This is a genomic window from Prauserella marina, from assembly GCF_002240355.1.
GTDB lineage: Bacteria > Actinomycetota > Actinomycetes > Mycobacteriales > Pseudonocardiaceae > Prauserella_A > Prauserella_A marina.
In genome coordinates this window covers 5,765,973-5,788,034 of record NZ_CP016353.1, presented here as the reverse complement: position 1 = coordinate 5,788,034, position 22,062 = coordinate 5,765,973, and the positions used below count along the sequence as shown (strand labels likewise).

Below are 22,062 nucleotides of genomic sequence, written 5' to 3'. Positions count from 1 at the left end.
CAACACCGTATCCGGTTATCCGTCGAAACCCGCTACCGATCCGCGACCTTGTCATCCCCAATACCTAAGAGCGTGAGATCAAGCACATCCAAGTGGAATCCTCACGCCAATGGTACGGACCAGACGCACCGTTTATACGTTTTGAGTCAGTTTGTTGTCAGCTCGTCTCCCTTCCTGATGGCGGGGACGGGAGTCGGGCTCGCTGCGGCTTCTGTCAACGGCGAGACGCTCGCGCGGAAACTCTCCAGCGCCTCAAGCTCCCTCCGGCGAGCGGAGATGAATCGCTGAAGATGAGTGCTCGACAGGTTGAGCGCGTCGACGGCGTTGCCTGCCGCACGGTGTGCCGCTGCCGCGGTCGCGCGCACCTGCTCGACATCTTCGAGTAACGTCCGTTCCGTCGCGGCGAACATGGCCGCGGATGCGACGATCGCGAACCCGGTCGGTCCACACAGAAAGACTCGCCGATCGAGCATCCAGCGAAGCAACTCGGGATCGGTGTCGAGCGCGGCGACGACCGCGGCGTCCGACGGAACGAACATGACCGTGCCGTAGATCGCGTCCGCCCAGCGCTGATAGCCCTTTCCCGCCAGTTCGGCCGCCCGTGACCTGAGATTTCGGACATGGACCCGGAGCGCGTCGAGCCGTTCGTCGGGGTCGTCCGTCTCGACGGCTTCGGCCCAGCACGCCATGCTGGCCTTGGCGTCGACGGGAACGGTGCGATCGCCACCGACTCGCAACACCATGTCCGGTTTCGCCGCGCCGCCTCCCGCGAGATCGGTTTGCGAGGTGAAGTGGAGACCTTCCCGAAGTCCCAGTGCCCTCGCCGTTTCGGTCAGCACTTGCTCGCCGAGTTCGCCTCTGCCGCTGATCGAAGCGAATGCGACTTCGTACCTGCGCAGTGCGAGCTGTTGTTGTCGCAATGCCGTTTGCTGTTCGTCCACTCTGGCGCGTTCGACGTCCACCTGCCTCGCCGCCGCGTCGGCCCTGCGCATGCCGTCCTGGTACAGCCGCCACACCAGAGCGACCGCCGCCGCCAGCAGCACCGCGACCACAATGGCCGCAGTGGCGAGCACCGTCGAACCCACCGGCTCGCTCCTTTCTCCCGTGATCGCTAGTTCGCATCATGGCCTACCGCACCGACAGAAACGACCATCGTCCTTATCGAACACACGTTCGAGTGACACGCCGGTCGTTTGTACCCGGTTCTGTCGGTCGGCGGTTCTAGCTTTGATCGCGTGCGAATGCTCCATACCTCCGACTGGCACGTGGGACGAACCTTCCACGGAACCGACCTGCTGCGCGAGCAGGCTGGCGTACTGAGTCACCTCGCCGATCTCGTGGTCGACGAGGCTGTCGACGTCGTGCTCGTTGCCGGTGACATCTACGACAGGGCGGTTCCTTCGGCGGAGGCGGTTCGGGTCGCCACCTCCGCGCTGCGAAAAATCAGTGAGGCAGGCGCGCGGCTCGTCGTCACGCCGGGAAACCACGACTCCGCTGCGAGGTTGGGGGCTTTCGCCGATTTCGCGGCTGCCGGTGGACTGCATTTGCGCACCACGGTCGCGGGTTTGCATCAGCCGGTCGTCCTCGACGACGAGCACGGACAAGTAGCGTTGTACGGGATTCCTTATCTGGAACCGGACCTCGCCAGGCACGCGTTGGAAGTGCCCTCGGCGAAGGGGCACACCGGCGTGCTCACCGAGGCGATGAGAAGGATTGCCGGTGATCTGTCGGGTCGTCCTCCCGGCACTCGTTCGGTCGTGCTGGCGCATGCCTTTGTCACGGGTGGAGTCGGGAGCGACTCGGAGCGCACGATCGCCGTCGGTGGTGTCGAACAGGTTCCCGCATCCGTCTTCGGCGGCATCGACTATGTCGCTTTAGGACATTTGCACGGCGCACAGCGAATCGAAGACAACCTGCGGTACTCGGGAAGCCCGCTCGCCTACTCCTTTTCCGAGGCAGCACAACGGAAATCCGTGTGGTTGGTCGATCTTGACGCCGGTGGTCTCGCGGGCGTCGAGCGGAGGGAGCTGCCCGTGCCGAGGGCGCTCGCGTCGATCAGCGGTACGCTCGGCGAGCTGCTCGAATCGGCCGAGTACGACGAGTTCACCGAGTCGTTCCTTTCGGTCACGCTCACGGACAGGGTGCGGCCGGTCGAGGCGATGCGAAAGCTGCGAGAGCGGTTTCCGCACGCCGTGCGCCTCGATTGGGAGCCGGAAGGCGGTTTCGCGGCGGTATTGCGTTACGCGGATGCGGTTCGAGGACGATCAGCTGACGAAATCGCGGCGAGCTTTCTCGCCGACTGCCGAGGAGCGCCGCCGACCGAACGCGAACAGGCGTTGTTGACGAGTGCGCTGGAAGCCGCGAGCAAGCACGACCCCGACCGGGACGGTGATATCCGGTGAGACTGCACCGTCTTGAAGTCGCTGCTTTCGGTCCCTACGCCGGACGCGAGGTGGTCGATTTCGACAAACTCGGGGCCGATGGTCTTTTCCTGCTCCACGGCGATACCGGCGCGGGTAAGACGACGCTTCTCGATGCCGTGGCCTTCGCTCTTTTCGGGGCGGTGCCGGGAGCCCGTGGTCAGGTCAAGCGCCTGCGGTGCGACCTGGCGAGTGCCGAGACGGCGACGGAGGTGGTACTCGAACTTACGGTGCAAAGGCAGCGGATGCGCATCATCCGGAGTCCCGAGTACCAGCGGCCGAAGCTCCGCGGCGAAGGGCACACGACCCAGCAGGCGAAGGCCGCGCTCCACTGGGTCGGTGATGTTCCGAACGGGCAGCCCGCCGAAGGGGTCAGCAGGATCGACGAGGTCGCTCGCACCGTGCAGCGGCTGCTCGGCATGAGCGCCGAACAGTTCTTCCAGGTGGTGCTGCTGCCGCAGGGCGAGTTCGCCCGGTTTCTCCGTGCGGAAACGGTCGAGCGTGAGCAACTCCTCGAACGGCTTTTCGACACGCGGCGTTTCGCGGATGTCGAAAGGTGGTTCAGGGAACTGCGCACCGCGAAAGGAAGAGAAATAGAGAAACACAGGCAGTCGGTGCGGGAATGGCTGGCCAGGTTCGCGCAGACCGCGGGTGTCGAACTGGTCGAACAGGCCGGAAAGGAGTGGGTCGAACACATCGAAGAACAAGCGAGAACGACCGCGGCGGAGGCCGAGCGGCGTTCGAAGGCCGCGAACGTCGAGCGAGAAAAGGCCGAAGCCACCTGGCATGACCGTCGCGTGAGGGCCGAACGTGTCCGCAGGGTTCTGGCCGCGCGGGACAGTCTCGACCGCCTTGCAGCACAGTCGAAACAGCGTTCGGAATGGACGGAAGAGCTGGGTAGCGCCCGTCGGGCGGACACGGTGACCAGGCTCGCCAATGCCGCCGACCGGCAGGAACAGCGGGCTACGGAGGCAAGAGAAACCGAAGTGCTCGCACGGGATGCGGTCGTCGCCGTCGGTTTCGCCGACCCTGACGCCGATGTCCTCACGTTGCGGGAACGGGCGGGCGCGTTCAGGGAGGAGGCCGGAGCGCTGACCGGTCTCGTCGCGGAGGCCGAGCGGCAACAACGGGATCGCAAGAGAATGATCGATCTGGCTGAACTCGCGACGTATGCCTCGGCGCAGGCAACCGCCATCGGCGAAAAGCTTGAGGGGCTGCCCGACCGGCTGCGCGAGCTGAGGACGGACCGTGATGCCGCGACCGAGGCACGAGCCAAGCTGGACGGTGTCCGCGAGCGGGAAGTCGAAGTTGGTGAACTGCTCAGCGCGGCCAACGACCTGCCCAGGTTGGAGAAGGCCCTTCACGAGGCGAAGGGCGCGGAGCAGGAGGCGATCGAAGCGCACCTCGCCGCGAAGGCGGTCGTGCTCGATCTGAGGGAACTGCGGCTTGCCGGGATGGCGGCCGAGTTGGCGGCCGGGCTCGATGCCGGTGACGCTTGCCCCGTCTGCGGCTCGGCTGAACACCCCAGCCTTGCGCTTCAGCTGAGGGAAACCGTCAGCGCCGACGAGGAAGACGTGGCTGCCGAGCGTGAGCGCCGCGCGGAACTCCGGCGAACTGAACTGGTCACTGCGCGCCACGGCGCGGAAAGGGACCTCGCCGCGGTACTCGATCGCCTCGGTGGGCGTACCGCCGAGGAACTCGCCGAACACCACGGTCGGCTCAAGGCCGAGTCCGCAGGTCTCGCCGATGTGGCGGCACGGCGAGAACGACTGGAGGAATCGGTGCGCTCGGCCGAAGCCGAACACGAGGCACTTACGACGGAGCGAGCAGAAGCCGAGCAGAGCGCGGCAACGGCGCAGGCGGAACGAAAAACGCTGGCGGAACGTGTCGAGGAGCGAGCCCGTCGGCTTGAGGAAGCCCGGGGAGACTGCGCTGACGTCGCCGAGCGGAAGGCACAGCTCGGGCGAGTGGTCGGAGCGCTGGACGAACTGGCGGAGCGGAGGTCAGCCCGTGCGGCCGCCGTCGAGCGGCTCAAGGAACACAGGGCGGCGGCCGAAGAAGCCGCGTTCGCCGCCGGATTCGGCACAGTTGACGCGGCGATGTCGGCCTCGCGCACCGTGAGCCGGATCGACGAGCTGGAACGGGCATTGGCGGAAGCCGAAGCCGCCAGGGTGGCGGCGGAAAAGGCACTCGCGGAGCCTGAACTCGCCGATGTGTCACCTGACGAGGTCGTCGACGTGGAGTCGGCGAGGCTCGCCGCCGAACACGCACGGGTGACGGCGGAGACGGCGGTGGCCGAGTGGCGGGACGCGGTGCGGCGAGAACAGGAACTGACCGAGCTGGCCGGCAGGTTCGGGTCGGCATTGGCTGAGCTGGTGCCGGCGGAGGAGAACTACGCCGAACTCGACGCGCTCACCGACGTCGTCAACGGACGCGGTCAGAATGCGCGCAAGATGTCACTGCGTTCTTATGTGCTGGCGGCGCGGTTGGAGGAAGTCGCGGTCGCGGCGACGGCGCGGCTGAGGTCGATGAGCCAGGGCAGATACGCGTTCGTGCACTCCGACGCCGCCGGTGCGCGAGGCACTCGTGGTGGTCTCGGTCTTGATGTGCTCGACGACTATTCGGGAATGGTGCGTCCGGCGAAGACGCTCTCCGGCGGGGAGTCGTTCCTCGCGTCACTCTCGCTCGCGCTGGGCCTCGCCGATGTGGTGGCGGCGGAGACAGGAGGTGCCTTACTGGACACGTTGTTCGTCGACGAGGGGTTCGGCACCCTCGACGGCGAGACGCTGGATGTCGTCATGGATGTCCTCGACGAACTGAGGACGGGAGGGCGTGTCGTTGGTGTGGTCTCCCACGTCGAGGAACTGCGTCAGCGCATTCCCACCCGCTTGCGGGTGAGTAAGTCAAGGGCCGGGTCGACATTGAAATCGGAAGGGGGGATACCTGCTGCCTGAGCTCTCGCGGTCGCGAATTCTTCCCGTCGTGACCCAGTAGCGCTGATCCAGGTGAACGGCCTCACGGTGGAGGCGGGTTTGTCGTCACTCCGAACCTGTGCCACCGGATCCTCGTCGCCCTGGTTGGAGATGCCGGGCGGCCCCGCGGTCAGTGGCGATCCGATGAGGTGGTTGCTGCTTTGCTCTCGCCGCGTGCGGTGACTGTGGCTGTCCGCTGGGGCGGGGCGGGGCTCGTGCCGCCTGCCCGCCAGAGGTACATGCTTGCGTAGGAACGCCATGGTCGCCAGCGCTCGGCGTGCCCGGCGAGATCGCTGCCGTCGACGCCGAGCGCCACCGCGCCCTTGCGGACGACAAGGTCGTCGGCCATGAGCACATCGGGATTGCCGAGGAGCCGCATCAACACGTAGTCGGCTGTCCACGGACCGATGCCGGGGGTGTCGAGCAGTTCGGCTCGCAGGTCGTCGGCATCGCGTCCGACGTGCACGTCGAGTGTGCCCGTCGCCATGGCCTCGGCGGCGCCGACGATCGCCGCCATCCGACGTCGTGGCCCGCGCAGCAGCCGTGGGCCGTGCTCCGCGATGGCGGCGGGTGTAGGGAAGAGGACATCCGGCTCGCCGTCGACGGCCGCGAGTGTGCGCTCGCCGATGGCAGCCGCGAGCGCACCGGCAGCCGTTCGCGCGGCGGCGACGGACACCTGCTGGCCGAGCATGGCGCGGATCAGGAGCTCGGGGCCGTCGATGGCCCCGGGGACACGGATACCCGGCGTCGCCGCGACGAGCGGTGCCACTGCGGGGTCGGTTTCGAGCACACTCCTGACCGCGGCCGGATCGGCATCGAGGTCGAGCATCCTGCGGACCCTGGCCACGGCGGTGCCGAGGTCGCGGACGTCGGTCAGGCGTAGTTCGCACCGCACGTGTCCGTTGGAAGGAGTCAGCCGGACAACGCCGCTGCCGTGGGGCAACCGGAGGGTGCGCCAGAAGGTACCGAGTTCGTGGTCGGCGACCTCGACACCTGGTACCGCGCGCGCGGCGAGAAACGAGAACAGCCCATCGGCGTCGAATGGTTCCCGGACCGGAAGCCGCAGATCGAGCAGCGTCCCGGCGGATGCAGGTGCCACAGGGGAAACGCCAGCGGGAACGACGGCAGCGGGCGCAGCAGTGGCGCCGGTGCGGGAAGAAGCGGCGGCGGAAGATGCGGTGCCGAAGTACGAGGCGTCGGCGGAGGCACCGGACGAAACAGACCGAGAGGAGGTGCCGTCGGAGGAAACGGCGCTAGAGGCCCGGGCGGGGGAGGCGGCAATTGAGCTCGCGGGCGAGGCGGAAGTGGTGTCTTCCGCAGCGGTGGGAGCGGAGCCTTCGGAGATGAGAGCGGTGTCGTTCGCGTGGGACTGGACACCGGCGCCGTCCGCGCGTGGTGCCGGTGCCGGGCGGCCGCGTTTGCCCGCGGCGGTGACCCGGAGCTGTGAAGGAGTGGTGCCGAAAACCTCGCGGATGGTGTTGTTGAACTGCCGGACGCTCGCGAAACCTGCCGCGAAGGCGACGTCGGTGAGGGGCAGTTCGGACAACTCGATCAACAACCGAGCCGAATGGGCACGGTGCGCCCTGGCCAATGCGAGCGGTCCGGCGCCGAGTTCGGCGGAGAGCACCCTGCCGAGCTGCCGTTCGGAATAGCCGAGCCGGTTCGCCAGACCGGTGACGCCTTCACGTTCGACGACGCCTTCGGCTATCAACCGCATGGCCCTCGCCGCCAGGTCGGCCCTGACGTTCCAGTCGGGAGATCCGGGTACGGCGTCGGGGAGACAGCGGCGGCAGGCCCGGTATCCGTTGGCCTGTGCGGCGGCCGACGTGGGGAAGAACTGGACGTTACGTTCCTTGGGGGTCATCGCGGGGCACGAGGGGCGGCAGTAGATGCCGGTGGTGCGCACGGCGAGGATGAACTGCCCGTCGAAGCGCGCGTCCCGGGACATCACCGCGCGGTAGCACCGCTCGGTGTCCCGCCACATGCTGTGTTCCGTGGTCCTGGATGTCGCGATCGGCGAGGTCATGCCGTTGATGGTGCCACCAGGTCAGGGCGTCGACTAGCGAGAATCGGACATGACGGTCCGTGCCTGGTGAACGGCGGGGACGGCGGCGCGAACGCGCCCCGTAGACTCGAAGCCCGTGAGTCTGACCCTCGGAATCGTCGGCCTGCCCAACGTCGGCAAGTCCACCCTGTTCAACGCGCTGACGCGCAACGACGTACTCGCGGCGAACTACCCGTTCGCGACGATCGAGCCGAACGTCGGTGTCGTCCCGCTGCCCGATCCGCGACTGGACAAGCTCGCGGAGCTCTTCTCCTCCGTCAAGACCGTTCCCGCGACGGTGTCCTTTGTGGATATCGCGGGCATCGTGAAAGGCGCTTCGGAGGGGGCGGGACTTGGCAACAAGTTTCTCGCCAACATCCGGGAAGCGAACGCGATCTGCCAGGTCATCAGGGTGTTCGACGATCCGGATGTGATCCACGTCGACGGCAAGATCGATCCGCTCGGCGACGTGGAGACGATCAACACCGAGCTGATCCTCGCCGACATCCAGACCTTGGACAAGGCGCTGCCGAGGATGGAGAAGGAGGCCCGGACGAAGAAGGATCTGCGGCCTGCTTTCGAGAACGCGCAGCGCGCGAAGGACATCCTCGACGAGGGGCGGACGCTGTTCTCCGCGCAGCGAGAGGTCGACCTCGAAGGATTGCGCGAGCTGAGTCTGCTGACCGCGAAGCCGTTCCTCTATGTGTTCAACGCCGACGAGGGCGTGTTGACCGACGAGACCAAACGAGCCGAACTGGCCAAGCTGGTCGCACCGGCCGACGCCGTCTTCCTCGACGCGAAGGTCGAGGCCGAACTGCTCGAACTCGACGACGAGGAGTCGGTGCGTGAGCTGCTGGAGTCCGTCGGTCAACAGGAGCCGGGGCTGCATGCGCTCGCCAGGGCGGGGTTCCACACGCTGGGCTTGCAGACCTATTTGACCGCGGGGCCGAAGGAAGCGAGGGCGTGGACCGTCCCGCAGGGCGCCACCGCGCCGCAGGCCGCTGGCGTGATCCACACCGACTTCGAACGCGGGTTCATCAAGGCCGAGGTCGTGTCGTTCGATGATCTCGTCGAGGCGGGTTCGATGGCCGCCGCGAGGTCGGCAGGCAAGGTCAGGATGGAAGGCAAGGACTACATCATGGCCGACGGCGACGTGGTGGAGTTCCGCTTCAACGTGTGAATAAGACCTGTCTTACCAGCTCTGAGCCCTAAGCTGCCCGCTCGTTCGTCACCTGTTCGTCAGGACAACCGACAACGTCGACAAACAACCGGGCAGACGCCAGCCGGGTGCGGTCCTCCGCACTCGGCCATAGGTGCGCGTATGTGTTAAGCGTCACCGTTGCGCTGGAGTGGCCTAGGGCTCGTTGGACGGTGACCACATCGCAACCGGCCGCGATTAGACCAGACGCAAAGAAATGACGAAGATCATGAAGACGAAGGTCGTCACAGGCAGCCGCTGCGCGCGTGCGTCGCCACCAGTAACCCACGGTGTTCTGGTGGGGCGGGTCACCGGCTGACCCCTCGAACACCCAGCGGTCCGGCTTTCCGGCTGGCCGGTATGTCTCCAGATAAACCTGCACGAGCGAGAGCAGCTCATCTGACACGTACACCGTTCTCTCGGAGCCGTACTTGGGTGATCGGATCTCCACTCCGCCCCCGTTCTCTCGTTGGACCTGCCGAGCGACGGTGATACTGCCGCTCTCGAAGTCGAGGTCTGAGACCTTCAGTGCCGCAGCTTCACCCAGCCTCAGCCCTGCGAAGGCGCACAGCGCCACGAATGGCCCGAAACGCGGGCTTGCTGTGGCAAGCAGCCGCGCCACCTGACGAGGTGTCGGAAGTGTCATTGCGACGTCGGCCCGGCGCGTGCGCGGAAGCCGTACGTCTTTCGAGGGGTCAGCGGCGATCAGCCGATCCCGCACTGCGCCCTGAAAAACCGAGCGCACGTTGTTGAAGCGTGTCCGGATGGTCCCTGGCGCCAGACCGTGCTTACGGCTCTCTCCACGGTCGAGAGTCTGAAGGTGCTTGACCCATGACTCAATGTGCGAGCGCTGAATGCGGTTCAGCGGCAGGTGTTTGAACGTTGTGCAGGAGACAGCCAATGTCATCGCTCGTTGAGTGCCGGTCGTCCACAGTTGCCGCTCTGCCCACCTCCCGAAGTAGGTCTGGAACGAAACCTTCCCAGCCTTCGGGTCCACGAAGTTACCTGTGACGACCGACGCAAGCTGTTCGTCCAGCCAACGCTGGGCATCCACCTTCTTCTTCGTGGTCTTGGTTATCTGTTTGCCGCCAGGAACAGGACGGTACTGGGCTTGGTATCGGCCATCCCGAAGCTTCCGGATGCTGGCCATCAGATGGCTCCTTGTCGTTCGATCCAGGTGTCGACGTCGTCGGCGCGGTAGCGGACGTGTTTGCCGATGCGGACGCCGGTGGGTCCGTAGCCTTTGGTGCGCCATTGGTAGAGGGTGTTTTTGGGGATGTTGAGGTAGTCGGCGAGTTCGTCGACGGTGAGTAGTTTGTTCATGGGTGTTGTTCCTTTGCGTATTCGTTGGCGTATTTGGTCTTGCGGTCGTCTTGGATGCGTGTGGCGATGCCTGTGGCGAGTTCGCGTTCGGCGTCGTCGCGGTATCCGGCGCCGTGGAAGGTCCAGTCGTTGATTACGGCGATGGTGTCGGCCTGGTCGGTGAGTCCGAGGCGGGCGAGGGTTTCGGTCAGCCGGAAGGTTTTGCGGTCGCCTCGGATGGTTTTGAAGGTGGTGGAGTAGCGGGTGGATTTGGTGAGGAAGTGGCCTCGGAAGGCGAGCATGTGTGCCCAGCGCCGCAGGTTCAGCTCCTCATACATGGGCAGGTCGCCGAGGTCCCAAGCGGTTTGGATGATCCGCCGGTGATGCTCGGAGACCTTGAGGAAGTCGATGTCGAGTTGCGATCGGATGGGACGGTCGGCGGCCTCGGTCTTACCTGTGCCTTTGGTGGCGTACTTGGCGATGTAGGCGGCGAGTCGTTCTTCGCTGATCTGCCCGTCGCGGGTCTCGAACTCCGCGGAACCACTGGGCTGGATCGCGCGGACGTCGACCTGTGTGCCCCAGGTGAGCGTGTCCGTGGTGCCGTCCGGGCGAGACACGTTCAAGACCACCGCGCCAGCGGCGGCGTGGATGGCGTCGTCTAGAAGATCGGGGTGTGCCCAGGTGGGTGGGGGTGTGGTGGCGCCTTCGGGGCCGTCGAGGCGGATGATGGCGTGGAAGTGGATGAGGCCCCGGCGTTGGTATTCGGCGACTTTGCCGTAGGACAGGCGAGCTTCGGTGACGAAGTCCCTCACCCGGATTCCGGCGCGTTTGGCGATCTCGCGGCGTAGGCGCATGGTGAAGCGCTGCCAGAGCACTCCGGCGTGGGCTTGCCACAGCACCGCCCCCACATAGTCGTAGCCCTCGGGGTCGAGGGGTGTGCCGACGCGGGTGTCGGCGTCGTGGTGGTGTTCGCCGCAGCCGCAGGGGATGCGCTTGCCTCGGGCACTGGTCCGGGCGTGGTGGACGGGGCCGAATGAGGGGGCGGTGAGGGTGACGAATGCCCGGGGCCGGTCGGTGACAGTGGTGGGGACACCTTTGGTGCCGCCGACGAGTCCGGCGCGGACGAGGTGGAACGCGTCGGCGGCGTAGCGGTCGGAGCAGGTGGGGCAGACGGCGGAGCGGCGGTTGCCGCAGGGGGCGAAGATGTCCCCGCCGTGGTGATGCAACACGGTTCCGGTGCGGGTGTCTTGGAGTTGGTGCGCTCCGGTGAGGCGGACAGGGCGAGCGCAGCCGTTGACGGCGTGGACTTTGGCGCGCCAGTCGAGGTAGCCGGTTGAGCGGACTCGATGGGCGAGGCGTTGTTCCAACGTCATGAACAGGGAGCCCTTTCGTTGTGGCGCAACAAAAAGCGGGACACAGCCAGGTGGGTTGGCCGTGTCCCGCTGGGCGCGGTCAGCGGTTCAGGTGGCGATGGGGTGTCCGTTGCGGGGAGCGAGGTCGGCGAGGATGCGCGCGGCCATGTCTTCGGGGACTTTGAGGGCTTGCCGGATGTCGTCGGTGGTCAGGACGCGCCCGGTCTGCTGGGCTTCGGTCGTGAGGGTGTCCAAGCGGGCAGTGAGCGGGGCTGGGAGGCGAAGCCGCGGGGACGTGCCCGATACCGGTGTACTGACCTGCGCGGATGGCGTGGTCGGGGATTCGGCCGGCAAATCCGGAGCAGGGGTTGGTTGTGGGGTGCGGCGCATGAGGAGTTTGACGACGACGAGGAAGCCGAGTGCGGGCATGGCGGCGACGAGCCATCCGGCGGGGCTGGGTTCGGCCAGTGCTACTTGGGCGGCCATTTGGACGCCGAATCCGGCGACGAGGACGGCCATGGGGAAGGTGAGTTTTCGGGTGGTCCCGGTGCGGTGGTCGCGTTGGACTTCGAATCCGGCGACGACGACCATGCCTTCGATCACGATGGCGGTGGCCCAGGCGAGCCAGCCGGTTTGTCCGTGGTGGCTGGCCCATTCGTGGGTGTGGGTGAATCCGGCGGCTGCGCCGATGCCGCCGAGGATGACGGCGACGGTGACGCGGATGGTGTCCACCAGGCGTGACGCCCGTGGCGGACTGTCCGGGGTGGACACGTGGTTGCTCCTTAGTGTGCTGTTGTCACAGGCGTCAGAGGTGTTCCCGCCGGAATTCGGTGACCTGGTGGCGGTGGCCGGTGGCGTGGGTGCGCCATTCCCGGAACAGTCCGACACACAGCGCCGCCCACACCAGCACGGTGACGGCAACAACCGGGGTGACCACCCAGAACTCGGTGAGCACGGCGCGTTCGACCACGACCACGAGCACGGTGGCCACGGTCATTTTGGTCCAGGTCCACAAGAAGGTCAGGGTCAACATTGGTGGGCTCCTTTCTGGTCTAGGCGCCGGTCCGGCGCACGATGGTGAGGGCGTCGGTGATCGCGCTGTAGGCCAGGAGCGCGGCCCCGTATTCGGGGTCGTCGACCGGGCCGATGTCACCGGTCCAGTTCAGGCGGCGTGCGGCGTCCTGGCAGACGAGATCGCACCAGTTCGCCCCAGCTTCGAACTCTGCGGCTTCCAGTAGCCGGATCACTTCGGCGTAGGCGTCCTCACGGCGGCTCACGAGGCCACCGTCGTGAGGTGTCCGCCGGGTTGTCCGGTGTGGACGAAGGTGACGAGGTGTTGTATCTCGGTGTCGTTGACGTAGGCGGCGCGGATGCGTAGGGGTGTGCGGGTGTGTTGGCGGATGACGTAGCCGATTCCGGCGGTGGTGTCGGTGTTGGGGATTTCGTCGGCGATGGCGCCGCGTAGGCGGGCGTTCTCGCCGAGCACCATGTCCACGTGAGCGGCAGAGGTGACACGCAGGCAGATGCGGATGGTGAACAGTTCCCGGATGGGGACGGTGTCCTTGGTGGGTTCCTGCACGAGGGCGACCATGGCGTGCCCGGTGGCGCGGCCCTGCGAGCCGACGATGGCCAGTTGTTTGCGCAGGTTGCGTGAGATGGAGCTGTCGCCGTAGGCGAGCAGGGCGCCGATTTCGTCGAGGATGAGCAGGTTCAACGGCGTCTGTTGGGACACAGTGATTTTGCGTGCGCCGTTGTCGGCGAAGGCGCGTTGAGTGGCGCGCAGGTCGTCGACATAGTCGTCGATGAGGGTGTTGCAGTCGGCTTCGGTGTCGGCGTAGCGATAGGCGATCGGGGCGAGGGTGCGGAACTCCATCTGTTTGGGGTCACACAGCCACAACCGCACCAGCCCGTCCCGGATCATCGGTGCCAGTGCCCGCAGTAACGACATGGGGATCGAGTTCTTGCCTGAGCCGGTCGCGCCCGTGACGAACACGTGTTGTCCCAGCAGCGCCAGGCGCCAGTCGGCGCCGAATTCGGTCTCGCCGACGTAGAGGTCTTTGAGATTCACCGCGTCGGACTCGGCGGGCATGTCGGGGGCCTCGATGACCTCGGTGAACGGTTCCTTGCGTTCGATGACCAGCCCGACCACACCGGGTTTCACGCGTTCGACGGCGATGCGTTGCACTCGTAGTGCTTCGGTGAGTTCGGGCAGGCGGGCTTCGAACTGGCGGGCGTGCTGCCCCGCCGGGATCTTGAGCCACAGGGTGTCGACGGTGGGGCTGTAGGAGCGGGTGCGGATGATGCGAGGGAAGCGTTCCTCCCCCGTTTTGCGGTGCACCGTGTACAGGTCACAGGCCCGTAGGGCGGCGTGCCAGCGAGGCCCGAGGTAGACCGTCCAGCGACGCCGCCACGCCCGCATCCTCGGGGCCGCGTAGGCATCGAACGTGCCCGGGTGAGCGCGGTACCAGGCGCACAGGCCAATGGCGGTGCCGCCGAGGATGCCGCCGGTGGTGGCCCAGCCGATCTCCAGCCCAGCCGCGACGGTCGCCGCAGGGGTGCCGACCGAGGCCGGGTGCCGGACGGTCCAGGCGAGCGCTTTGACTTCGCGGCCAGTGCGGCGTTTCGAATCAGGGGTGTTCATGGATGGTGTCCCTTTCAGACAGAACGAGACCGGCCCCGATGCCCGGGTGAAGGGGCAAGCGGAGCCGGTCTCGCGAAGAAGAACGTTGAGGGTGAAGGTGTGGGTTAGGTGTTGATGGCGGCACTGGCGTCCTGGAGTTCGGCCGTGAGACGGCCGATGGCGCGGGCGGCCCGGTCGTGATGGGACTTGAACCCTTCTTTGCGCACCGGGATGCCGTGCATGGTCTTCTTGAGTTGCAGCATTGCCGCGTCGAGATCGTTGAGGACGCGGTCCACTTGGTGTGCCATGTCAGAGCCTCCAGTCCCGGGAGATCAGCTCTCCCTCGTACTTGCGGGCCACTACCCGCATCCGGTCCAGCTCGTCGAACGCTTTACCTTTCAACGCCTGCAACTCCTCCGGCGTGGCCACCGTGAACCCACCCGGAGCGGTTTTCTCATCGAGTGCGTCGATGAGCTTGTCGACCTCGTCGAACAGCTCCGCGACCTGATCCATGGCCGCCACGAACGAGGCGTAGTTCTGCTGCGCGCGGCGATTCAACACCGAAATCTGCATGCTCTAGTTCCGTTTCTCCGTCGAGGCCGCCCATTGCGCGGCCGAGGTCAGATCAGCGGCCAGGAACGTGACCGCGTTACTCACCACGGCGCGGATCTCCCCATCCGGAGCGGTAGCGGCGAACCGCTGGTACTCCGCTTGTGCGGCGGTGATAATCGCCTGGATCTCGTGCACCATCAGTCCCCCTTGCGGATCACGTGCTGGGCATGACGCAAGCCCTCACAAAAGCCCGCTTGCCACTCACTGTCGGTGGTGGTGTCGGCGAGTGCGGCTTGGCGGTGCCGTTCCAACAACGCCGTCCACCGGCGCATCACCCGAGCCACCTGCACCGGCCGGGCCTTCACGCTCGCCCTGCCTTCGCCGCGACCGCCGCACCCGCCACGAATGTCAACGCACCCAGCACCGGAATCGCCAGCGCGAGGCACACCGCCAACACAAAACACATCACATACGTCACCATTTCGTCCTCCTCAAAGAAATTCACCGAACCCCTGACTAGTGCCGTGTCGGACCATGCGGGTCGAACACATTCATTCCGGCCTCACCTCGTTCATTTCGCGGCGAAGTTCCCGGATCTCCCGGTCGGCCTCCGACAGTGTCTTGGCCACCTGCGCCATCCGTTCGGACACAGACCCCCCAGCCGGTCGCGACAACACCGACGCCTCCGTCATCCAGTACGCCGCCCGACGTGCCACCGTCGAGGACATCGACAAGTCCTCAAGAACCGCTAGGTAATAACGCTTACTGATCATTCCGAATCCTCATCGTCCATTTCCAGAACAAGTTCACGAGACATACGCGTCCCTCCTTGAGTGTTGGTGGTAAAACCCCAAGACCCCCGCGCATAAATACTCGGGAATCAAGGCGTGCCACCACAAACAGGCACGATTTTTGACATAGATCGGCCCACTCTGTAATTGTCAAAGAACAAAAGAGAAGTGCGCTGGCCCGACTCGAACGCAGGCGGCCTACCGACTAGGGCAGCGCTCCAGGGTGGTGATTCCGCGCCACGCGGGGGAACTAGCGCGAGCCGGACACCCACCGGCCATCAACCGGTACTAGGCGGCAACCGTCGTCGCGCCAAGCCCGGCAGGCTTCAAACCGGCCGCCCGGAACGACATCCCGGAGTTGACGTTGCCCTGCTTGTCCTTCATGGCCCACGGCGAGGTGGTCGCGTCGATCAGCTCCACATACGTGCCTTCGTCGAACCCGTCCCCTGGGTCGGCCGACAACGTCACCTTGATCTCTTCACCCTTGCCGACCGGGCCACCATCCGGACGAGGCCGACGCTTCGCGAACAGCACCACCACAAACTGCTGCGCACCGTTGAAGTCCGTCGCCGGGACGAGCTCCCCGCCCTCGTCCTCGCGCATCTTCATCACCGGGGCTTCCGTCACCATCAGCTTGAAGCCACCCAGGTTCACCGGGATGTTCCGCATATCAACCTCCGCATATCTGCCCGTTTAGAACTATCTCTATTGAACACTGCGTGCCACAGTCTGTCAATAGAGATAGTTCTAAAGACTCAGATGACACGTTTACGCAGGTAGAGATAGGCTTAATCGCCAGAGAGGAGGTGGGGCATGGCCATCGGCTACCGCGAACTTGCCGCCGTACTGCGGGACGAGATCCATGCTGGGAAGTACCAGCCCGGCGACACGCTACCCAAGCAGGACGAGCTTGCCGCCCAGTACGACATCAACGTGAACACCGTCCGCAAGGCCGTAGGTGTCCTGGAGGCTGAGGGGTTGGTGACGGCGGTTCGCCGGAGGGGCACCGTTGTCCGCTCACGACCGCCGATGAAACGGCTGGGCACCGATCGCTACGCAAAGAGCAAGTGGAAGTTCGGACTCGTCGCGTTCGCCGCCGACCGTGAGGCGTCCGGGCAGTCGTGGAAACGCGACGACCAGACCAACACCGTGCGCAAGGCGGTCGCTGACAACGACATCGCGACGGCCTTGGGGGTCGAGTCGGGATCCGAGGTTTACGAGCGAGCACGTCTGGTCAAGCAGGGCGGACAACCCACGCACACGCTCACGAGCTATTACCGGCCCGAGCATGTCGAGGGAACCCCGATCGTCGACCCCAGACCCGGAACCGCGACGCCGGGCGGAGGTTTCGCCGTGCTGACCTTGCAGGGCCTAGAGCCTGACCACATGACGGAGACCTTCCACGCGCGGATGCCGACGCCGGAAGAAATCGAGGTGTTGGAGCTTCCGGCGGGGGAGCCCGTCGTGGTGCTCCACCGAACCACGTTCACGGCTCAGGACGAGCCCGTGGAGTTCGCGGTGGGGATTCATGCCGCATCGCGCTTTGCGTGGACGTACAACTTTACGATCCCGGACTAGTTAGAGGTCGACGTGACAGACCAGGTCGAGGCATGGCCGCCTGCCGTGCGGGCCGATGTTGAAACCCTGTGGCGGTTTCACCGGCTCGATGACGAGTTGCGGCAGGTCGACGTGGCGGTAGGTCTCGGCAGTCACGATGGAGGCGTGGCGGTCTATACCGCAGAGCTGTACCGGCGGGGGCTCTTCCCGCTGGTGGTGTTCACCGGAGCCAACGCGCCGACAACCGTCGAGCGGTTCCCTCGCGGGGAGGCTGTCCACTTTCGGGAAATCGCCATGGACAACGGTGTCCCCGACTCAGCAATCCGCGTCGAGCCCAAGGCGAAAACCACGGTCGAGAACATCAGCCTCACCCGGGAACTCCTTGCCGGGGAAGGCATTGCGCCGCAGTCGGTGTTGCTGATCTCGCGCCCATACCAACAGCGACGGGCACAGGCGATCGCTGCCAAGCTCTGGCCAGACGTGGAAATCCTGTGTACGGGCGCACAACAGGACCTCGATACCTACGTCGACAGCATCGGTGAACCAGAGCGCGTGGTGAACATGCTCGTTGGTGACACTCAGCGTCTCGAACTCCAAGGCCGGTCCGGCGAGATTGAACCTCAACACATCCCCGCCGACGTCCAGGCCGCCTACGAACGCCTCATCGCAGCCGGATACACCAGCCGTCTCATCCCCGAACGCCAGTAGCCAGCCTGGCCGCGATGGCCGTTGTGTTCAGAGTTTCTTTACTTGTTCAAGGCGGGCGCCTGCGGCGCCCGCTCGGCCTCAGCCTCTCTTGCTCCGGCCGAGCCTGCGCGGGGCGTGCGGCTGACGCCGGTCCCCGCGCATCGGCCGGAGCCGAGGCAGGCCGAAGACAGCAGGGGAGCGCTGAACAAGAAGAAAAGAACATGTCCTCGCCGGACGGGCAGGCTCCGGGATGGCCGGGGAACGTAGCCGCGGTGCGGTTGGCAGGGTGGGCGCTTGGTGGCCATCCCGTCGCCTGACCTGATGGCAATCACACCGAGCCGGGACCGCGAGCTTGGCGAATTCGGCCGGCAGTGGGCGAGCAGAGGTCGCGGCCCCGACACGGCGTGATCGAGACGCCATCAGGCGACGGGATGACCACCAAGCGGGCGTTTGGGCGTTGATTTAGTGGTCACGTAGCTCCCACACCGCACGTGGATCTTGTGGAGACTTTCCCACCCAGCGTAAGAATCCTTCTTTTTCGAGCGCTCGCAGTCGCGTCAGGGTCGCAGGCCTGCTAAGCGATAGAGCGCTCTCGATATCACCTGTTCCGAGTGGTGCGCCTGCCGCACGCATAACGTCGAGTACTCGTTGACTACCACTAGGAAGGCGAGCGGCTATTCTCGGGTCCAGTCGTGCGGCAGATGTTAGTGTGAGTCGCACACTTCCAGCTGTTTGTTTATAGACAGGATCAGTGAGTCCCACCCTTCGCATTTCGTCGAAGATCCTTTTTATTCCTTCGCCTAGTTCTTGCCCAATGCGAAGGTCGGCGCAAACGCGCGCAATCCGGGGATTGCGCGCAAAGCGACTAATCTCCATTGGTTTCTGCGGGTTTGCCAGGCCGGGAAATCGACCGGGGCTTTCAATTTCTATCCTGTTTGGGTATATTTCCACCCGGACGTGGTCACCTGCAAGGCTGTAGGACCTGTGTATCACCGCGTTGACCAATCCCTCAAGCCACGCATCACGAGGTACGATCGGCCGACCTTCGAAGGTGCCCTGCTCGGTCAATGTGCGTCGCATGGGCACAAGGTTTTCAATTGTTTTATTTGCTTTTTGAATGATGGCCGGTATGGGGCCTTCCATGCGAATATCCGAACCCTCTTCCAGGTTGAGCCTGGATCCGGTTCCACGCTCGGCTGTAAGGAATCTTAAGATTCTGACGTGGGCTTGTGGAAAAATGTCTTGTGGTTGCTTCCCAAAAAGAAGGTAGCAAGCGTTTGTCAGTTCTCCAGTTCTTGTCAGAAGACTCCGAGCTGCTAGGACATTTTGAACATCCGCTTTTGCGCCAGTTGATCGAACGTACGTCGATATGAGTTCGGAATCCAGGTTTGAAAGGGTTACGCCACTCACCGGAAAGCCATCATATTGGCTCTGCCCTTTGTCGAATTCCAGTTCTTGTCGTTGCGTAAAGTTTAGCTTACGAGATTCATCGCCGATCCGCAGGAAGCAGTCGCCATTTTTAGCTTCGTGTACTCGTTCGCCGGGGTCGACGCGAATTAAAAGTAGCGTGTCTTCTTCGCCTTTTTCATTAACACATTCTACTTCAGAGAATTCGGCTCTCACAGGTGGAGCGGTAAAGTCTATCGGAGCTTGTCGGTATGCATTCAGTACTTCCCGGCGGCTCCTTGTTCCTTCGACCTTGCCGCCGTGCAAGCCGACGACAATCACGCCGCCCTCGGCGTTGGCCAGTGCTATCAACGCGGGTGCGAGGTCTTTCGGCGCAACCTTGACACTCTTGCGCTCGAACCACTGGTCTTCTCGTACGCCTAGAAGATGCTGCCCCACGTCGGCACGGTCGGCCGATAGCGCAGCCTCAACCTCGTTCGCCGTCATGGACATTACTCTAAACTATTGCAAGTGCCATCAGTTCACGCGCGAAGGTTCTGATGTGATATGCGTCACTCTTTGACTCTCAGTTCTTAAGAGTGGGGATGAGAGTCGAGCATCTCGCGGCACGTTTGCGCAGCTCAGGGGGTGGAGAGGTGCTCGGGGGTTGCTTTAAAGCTCGTTGCGGGTTCGCTCTAGGTGGTCGCCGGTGAACCCTTGTGTGACCCCATGAGTCCCAGTCTCGCTGTCGGCAATAGGCCACGCGACCAGGCGTTAAGGTTCTGGGCGGTCGCCGCGTTCTGTCTGGTTCGCGCGGTCTTGGGAGACGCGGAAGAGTTCTCCGGCGGTGGTGATCAGCATGCGGGCTGCGGTGTCGAGCTCTTGGTGTTGGTATGGGCGGCCGGAGGAGTGCAGGCGTAGGAGGCCGTCGATGGTGAGTCGGCATCGTCGGTCGATCCAGGTGTCCTCGTGTTGGTCGTAGACGGCGAACATGGCGGCGAGGACTTCCGGGCTTCGGCCTTCGCCGGGTTCGGGTGGTAGGGAGTCGAGCCAGTCTTCTTGTACTAGTCCACCGAGTTGGTCGAGGGCTTCGGTGTTCTTGGCGTGGTCGTCTGGATTGCTGAGTGCTTGCCAGATGGTCCACCACTGCCAGCTTGTGAGCGGCGCGTAGGACGGGCCGCCGAGTTCGTATAAGGCTGTGTCGTGCCTGGGCATTTACGTGCTCCCCGTTCGGTTTGGCTCATCCGACCATACCCCCGGCATACCTAGGTATTCCATAGGTAAAACCAGGATAGACCTATGGTTGACAAGGTGGTCTACGTGCGCCAGGCGGACGAGTGGTTGTGGACCTGGGCTTCCGACTACGCCAAGCAGACCCGGCGTTCGTTGTCGGCCGTGGTGCTCATGGCTTTGGAGAAGCTTCACGACGAAGTAGAGCCTCGTAAAGACAACCCTCGTTCGGAGAGGTCGTAGCTCCTAGCCTCAAGGAGCGATGGTCGGCGGTTCTAGATCGATTGATGCGGCAAAAACAGGTCCGATTCATGGAGTACCCGTCGCGGCAGCCTTGAGGATTGTGCGGTTGGCCGGTTGGCGGAGTCGTCACTAGTTTCGGTATTGGCTGTTGGAGACAAGATTCCTGCACGACAGAGCAGAAGTATGGTTAGCCAGCGGTATTCGAGGCGGCAAGCAGTATCATGAACAAAAGCGCGACGGCCCCTTGATGGCTAATTCCTTCCGTTAGATCAGTCTGGTGGCAAAAGCGAAGACGGCAGCGACCAAACCGAAGAGAGCCGTGGCGAAGCCGGCGTAGATGGTCTGACGCAAGCCGTTTCTAATTCGCTGGATTTTTGTGGGCGGGGGAACCCTCGCGCCATTCGGAGGCTTGGGAATCTCGGGGACTTCCCAAATATTCGAATCCATCAGATGAAAGAGCATTCGTTTTGCTACTCGGATTGCGCAGTGGATACGCGACACGTCGTCAACGTCGTCTGCTGTCCAGTAGATCCAAATTCCGAGCCGAGTGCATTGCTCAAATCCGGGTTCTCCTGGCTTACGATTGGCTGAACGTGCTGTGAATTTAATAATTTTCGGCGCTGAATGTCGTAGCAATGTTCGTGCTGTCACGCGTTCAGATCGAATGCCGAGAGCTTTACTGTGCGGTATGTTCGTCATCAGATATAGCGACCGGCGCAGTGTGTTGAGTGAATTTAGCGATGACTTGATTTCGACGAGGAGACGGGTTGTGGAGAATAAGGTTATGGACCATCCCACGGTAGCTATGATAAGAAGAGAGAAAAATAAAACTCTCATGACTACGACGGTGATATCGGTCTCTTCGAAGATTTGTTCTACAATTGCCATTACGGCGACAATCGTGAAAACGAAGATGGGGAGCAGGGCTTTTGGGGCCGCTATTCGCTGGACCAGCATAGTGTGGATGCGTTCAACTTCTGCTTGACTGGTTTTGTAATGTAGTAGGACTTCAATTTCTGGATAGACAAACTTCCTTTGAAAGATTCTTCGGGTTATGAATATGAGGAGATCTCCTATGTGTCGTAACAGGTGGTCGAGAGGGCCTTCCTTTGTAGCGGCATCGGTCCATGCCTCGTCCCCGGTTCGCTGCCTACGCTCCCTGTGATATTTCTGGAGCTGGGATATGAGAAGCACCGGTAGAGCGTACCGGCGGGCGTACGTCGCGGTGGCAATTGTTTAGTATTGTGACATTGTGGCCATGTTGTCGAGCGAATTGCACTCGTGTGGCCGCGACCATCATGTGGTATGGGAGGGAGATCAGGCTATTCCTAGGCGGAGAACAGAAGTAATGCCCGTGGCTCCCTTCAAGATCAATCCACAGTTTACCCACGAAGAACGACGCCAGACGACCGGAAAAGACGGGTCCTAGTGGACGTTTGCGTTCGCGATCCCTGCAGCTCATGAGGCATATCGGCAGATGTGATCAAGCATCGTCAACTGTGGCCGGAGAATCTTCGGTTTCAAGTGGCCCGGGGTTCAGTCCACTTGGCGCAGCCCGGGAGCTGTCGGTCTGTCCGCACGGTGACGGGCCACGAGGTTGGATCCGGCAGATCTCCGCTATCACCGCGAGCACTTCGCGGCCGCGAAGCCGACCTAGTTTGCCAGCGAATGGCCAATAATCGATGGCAGACGACCCGTGCCAGTCCCG

At 63.7% G+C, this 22,062-nt stretch carries 25 protein-coding genes; 6 read left to right on the top strand and 19 right to left on the bottom strand.

The features are described from left to right. Window positions 1–146: 146 nt before the first annotated feature. The gene (locus BAY61_RS26685; protein WP_091809222.1) at window positions 147–1,085 is read right to left on the bottom strand and encodes a DNA recombination protein RmuC; all 939 of its coding nucleotides are present in this window, start codon (window positions 1,083–1,085) and stop codon (window positions 147–149) included. Between the two features lie 150 nt (window positions 1,086–1,235). On the opposite strand from BAY61_RS26685, the gene BAY61_RS26680 reads away from it, so the two are divergent. Both BAY61_RS26680 and BAY61_RS26675 read left to right on the top strand, forming a co-directional pair. Beyond that, window positions 1,236–2,402, top strand: coding sequence for an exonuclease SbcCD subunit D (locus BAY61_RS26680; protein ID WP_170140290.1), 1,167 nt, complete (start codon window positions 1,236–1,238; stop codon window positions 2,400–2,402). Then, entirely contained in the window at window positions 2,399–5,374 is a 2,976-nt protein-coding gene (locus BAY61_RS26675) for an AAA family ATPase (protein ID WP_091809226.1), read from the top strand. Before BAY61_RS26680 ends, BAY61_RS26675 begins: the two co-directional genes overlap by 4 nt. A gap of 148 nt (window positions 5,375–5,522) precedes the next feature. Here BAY61_RS26675 and BAY61_RS26670 read toward each other — a convergent pair whose 3' ends face one another. Continuing rightward, on the bottom strand, window positions 5,523–7,418 hold the full coding sequence (locus BAY61_RS26670) for a DNA-3-methyladenine glycosylase 2 family protein (RefSeq protein ID WP_110057722.1): 1,896 nt from the start codon (window positions 7,416–7,418) through the stop codon (window positions 5,523–5,525). 115 nt (window positions 7,419–7,533) lie between these two features. On the opposite strand from BAY61_RS26670, the gene ychF reads away from it, so the two are divergent. Then, a complete protein-coding gene (ychF, locus tag BAY61_RS26665) occupies window positions 7,534–8,616 on the top strand; it encodes a redox-regulated ATPase YchF (RefSeq protein WP_091809230.1) in 1,083 nt (360 codons plus the stop codon). Window positions 8,617–8,644: 28 nt separating this feature from the next. Here the strand turns inward: ychF and BAY61_RS26660 are convergent, their stop codons facing one another. From BAY61_RS26660 to BAY61_RS26610, 13 genes are all read right to left on the bottom strand, one after another. Further along, the gene (locus BAY61_RS26660; RefSeq protein WP_091809232.1) at window positions 8,645–9,784 is read right to left on the bottom strand and encodes a tyrosine-type recombinase/integrase; all 1,140 of its coding nucleotides are present in this window, start codon (window positions 9,782–9,784) and stop codon (window positions 8,645–8,647) included. Further along, the gene (locus tag BAY61_RS26655) at window positions 9,784–9,957 is read right to left on the bottom strand and encodes a helix-turn-helix transcriptional regulator (RefSeq protein WP_091809234.1); all 174 of its coding nucleotides are present in this window, start codon (window positions 9,955–9,957) and stop codon (window positions 9,784–9,786) included. The genes BAY61_RS26660 and BAY61_RS26655 overlap by 1 nt, the downstream gene beginning before the upstream one ends. Beyond that, the gene (locus BAY61_RS26650) at window positions 9,954–11,309 is read right to left on the bottom strand and encodes a replication initiator (protein ID WP_091809236.1); all 1,356 of its coding nucleotides are present in this window, start codon (window positions 11,307–11,309) and stop codon (window positions 9,954–9,956) included. Before BAY61_RS26650 ends, BAY61_RS26655 begins: the two co-directional genes overlap by 4 nt. Window positions 11,310–11,396: 87 nt before the next feature. Continuing rightward, window positions 11,397–12,059: a DUF2637 domain-containing protein gene (locus BAY61_RS26645; protein WP_245865448.1), complete on the bottom strand. Its 663-nt coding sequence runs from the start codon at window positions 12,057–12,059 to the stop codon at window positions 11,397–11,399. A 34-nt stretch (window positions 12,060–12,093) separates the two neighbouring features. Further along, window positions 12,094–12,321, bottom strand: a complete 228-nt coding sequence (locus tag BAY61_RS26640; protein WP_091809240.1) for a hypothetical protein — start codon at window positions 12,319–12,321, stop codon at window positions 12,094–12,096. Between the two features lie 19 nt (window positions 12,322–12,340). Next, window positions 12,341–12,565, bottom strand: a complete 225-nt coding sequence (locus BAY61_RS26635) for a hypothetical protein (protein WP_091809242.1) — start codon at window positions 12,563–12,565, stop codon at window positions 12,341–12,343. Continuing rightward, on the bottom strand, window positions 12,562–13,929 hold the full coding sequence (locus BAY61_RS26630; protein WP_091809244.1) for an FtsK/SpoIIIE domain-containing protein: 1,368 nt from the start codon (window positions 13,927–13,929) through the stop codon (window positions 12,562–12,564). Before BAY61_RS26630 ends, BAY61_RS26635 begins: the two co-directional genes overlap by 4 nt. A gap of 104 nt (window positions 13,930–14,033) precedes the next feature. After that, window positions 14,034–14,216 (bottom strand): hypothetical protein, encoded by a 183-nt coding sequence (locus BAY61_RS26625; RefSeq protein ID WP_091809246.1) that lies wholly within the window; start codon window positions 14,214–14,216, stop codon window positions 14,034–14,036. 1 nt (window position 14,217) lies between these two features. Continuing rightward, entirely contained in the window at window positions 14,218–14,481 is a 264-nt protein-coding gene (locus BAY61_RS26620) for a hypothetical protein (RefSeq protein ID WP_091809248.1), read from the bottom strand. Between the two features lie 3 nt (window positions 14,482–14,484). Next, a complete protein-coding gene (locus BAY61_RS33150; RefSeq protein ID WP_170140289.1) occupies window positions 14,485–14,658 on the bottom strand; it encodes a hypothetical protein in 174 nt (57 codons plus the stop codon). Further along, window positions 14,658–14,825, bottom strand: a complete 168-nt coding sequence (locus BAY61_RS33145) for a hypothetical protein (RefSeq protein WP_170140288.1) — start codon at window positions 14,823–14,825, stop codon at window positions 14,658–14,660. The genes BAY61_RS33150 and BAY61_RS33145 overlap by 1 nt, the downstream gene beginning before the upstream one ends. A gap of 186 nt (window positions 14,826–15,011) precedes the next feature. After that, window positions 15,012–15,233: a hypothetical protein gene (locus BAY61_RS26615; protein ID WP_091809250.1), complete on the bottom strand. Its 222-nt coding sequence runs from the start codon at window positions 15,231–15,233 to the stop codon at window positions 15,012–15,014. Between the two features lie 306 nt (window positions 15,234–15,539). Next, window positions 15,540–15,920 (bottom strand): hypothetical protein, encoded by a 381-nt coding sequence (locus BAY61_RS26610; RefSeq protein WP_091809252.1) that lies wholly within the window; start codon window positions 15,918–15,920, stop codon window positions 15,540–15,542. Between the two features lie 144 nt (window positions 15,921–16,064). Between BAY61_RS26610 and BAY61_RS26605 the strand changes: the two genes are divergently transcribed. Beyond that, the gene (locus BAY61_RS26605; protein WP_091809254.1) at window positions 16,065–16,829 is read left to right on the top strand and encodes a GntR family transcriptional regulator; all 765 of its coding nucleotides are present in this window, start codon (window positions 16,065–16,067) and stop codon (window positions 16,827–16,829) included. On the opposite strand, the gene BAY61_RS33860 is transcribed toward BAY61_RS26605, so the two are convergent. Then, on the bottom strand, window positions 16,830–16,964 hold the full coding sequence (locus BAY61_RS33860) for a hypothetical protein (RefSeq protein WP_281256838.1): 135 nt from the start codon (window positions 16,962–16,964) through the stop codon (window positions 16,830–16,832). It abuts the gene before it with no gap. Window positions 16,965–16,973: 9 nt separating this feature from the next. On the opposite strand from BAY61_RS33860, the gene BAY61_RS26600 reads away from it, so the two are divergent. Continuing rightward, complete coding sequence (locus BAY61_RS26600; protein WP_245865446.1) at window positions 16,974–17,516, top strand: YdcF family protein; 543 nt, start codon at window positions 16,974–16,976, stop codon at window positions 17,514–17,516. Window positions 17,517–17,957: 441 nt separating this feature from the next. Here the strand turns inward: BAY61_RS26600 and BAY61_RS26595 are convergent, their stop codons facing one another. Both BAY61_RS26595 and BAY61_RS26590 read right to left on the bottom strand, forming a co-directional pair. Continuing rightward, entirely contained in the window at window positions 17,958–19,388 is a 1,431-nt protein-coding gene (locus BAY61_RS26595) for an ATP-binding protein (protein ID WP_091809473.1), read from the bottom strand. A gap of 267 nt (window positions 19,389–19,655) precedes the next feature. Beyond that, window positions 19,656–20,096, bottom strand: coding sequence for a hypothetical protein (locus BAY61_RS26590; protein ID WP_091809258.1), 441 nt, complete (start codon window positions 20,094–20,096; stop codon window positions 19,656–19,658). Window positions 20,097–20,180: 84 nt separating this feature from the next. On the opposite strand from BAY61_RS26590, the gene BAY61_RS33140 reads away from it, so the two are divergent. Next, window positions 20,181–20,354, top strand: a complete 174-nt coding sequence (locus BAY61_RS33140; RefSeq protein WP_170140287.1) for a hypothetical protein — start codon at window positions 20,181–20,183, stop codon at window positions 20,352–20,354. A gap of 264 nt (window positions 20,355–20,618) precedes the next feature. Here the strand turns inward: BAY61_RS33140 and BAY61_RS33135 are convergent, their stop codons facing one another. Beyond that, complete coding sequence (locus BAY61_RS33135) at window positions 20,619–21,548, bottom strand: hypothetical protein (protein WP_143021443.1); 930 nt, start codon at window positions 21,546–21,548, stop codon at window positions 20,619–20,621. Window positions 21,549–22,062: the final 514 nt, after the last annotated feature.

What these genes read in the sequence shown, in the direction of transcription:
- BAY61_RS26670 (WP_110057722.1), bottom strand. Translation starts at nt 7,418, where the DNA reads ATGACCTCGCCGATCGCGACATCCAGGACCACGGAACACAGCATGTGG.
- BAY61_RS26660 (WP_091809232.1), bottom strand. Translation starts at nt 9,784, where the DNA reads ATGGCCAGCATCCGGAAGCTTCGGGATGGCCGATACCAAGCCCAGTAC.
- BAY61_RS26655 (WP_091809234.1), bottom strand. Translation starts at nt 9,957, where the DNA reads ATGAACAAACTACTCACCGTCGACGAACTCGCCGACTACCTCAACATC.
- BAY61_RS26650 (WP_091809236.1), bottom strand. Translation starts at nt 11,309, where the DNA reads ATGACGTTGGAACAACGCCTCGCCCATCGAGTCCGCTCAACCGGCTAC.
- BAY61_RS26640 (WP_091809240.1), bottom strand. Translation starts at nt 12,321, where the DNA reads ATGTTGACCCTGACCTTCTTGTGGACCTGGACCAAAATGACCGTGGCC.
- BAY61_RS26630 (WP_091809244.1), bottom strand. Translation starts at nt 13,929, where the DNA reads ATGAACACCCCTGATTCGAAACGCCGCACTGGCCGCGAAGTCAAAGCG.
- BAY61_RS26625 (WP_091809246.1), bottom strand. Translation starts at nt 14,216, where the DNA reads ATGGCACACCAAGTGGACCGCGTCCTCAACGATCTCGACGCGGCAATG.
- BAY61_RS26620 (WP_091809248.1), bottom strand. Translation starts at nt 14,481, where the DNA reads ATGCAGATTTCGGTGTTGAATCGCCGCGCGCAGCAGAACTACGCCTCG.
- BAY61_RS33150 (WP_170140289.1), bottom strand. Translation starts at nt 14,658, where the DNA reads ATGGTGCACGAGATCCAGGCGATTATCACCGCCGCACAAGCGGAGTAC.
- BAY61_RS26615 (WP_091809250.1), bottom strand. Translation starts at nt 15,233, where the DNA reads ATGATCAGTAAGCGTTATTACCTAGCGGTTCTTGAGGACTTGTCGATG.
- BAY61_RS26610 (WP_091809252.1), bottom strand. Translation starts at nt 15,920, where the DNA reads ATGCGGAACATCCCGGTGAACCTGGGTGGCTTCAAGCTGATGGTGACG.
- BAY61_RS26605 (WP_091809254.1), top strand. Translation starts at nt 16,065, where the DNA reads ATGGCCATCGGCTACCGCGAACTTGCCGCCGTACTGCGGGACGAGATC.
- BAY61_RS26595 (WP_091809473.1), bottom strand. Translation starts at nt 19,388, where the DNA reads ATGACGGCGAACGAGGTTGAGGCTGCGCTATCGGCCGACCGTGCCGAC.
- BAY61_RS26590 (WP_091809258.1), bottom strand. Translation starts at nt 20,096, where the DNA reads ATGCCCAGGCACGACACAGCCTTATACGAACTCGGCGGCCCGTCCTAC.
- BAY61_RS33140 (WP_170140287.1), top strand. Translation starts at nt 20,181, where the DNA reads ATGGTTGACAAGGTGGTCTACGTGCGCCAGGCGGACGAGTGGTTGTGG.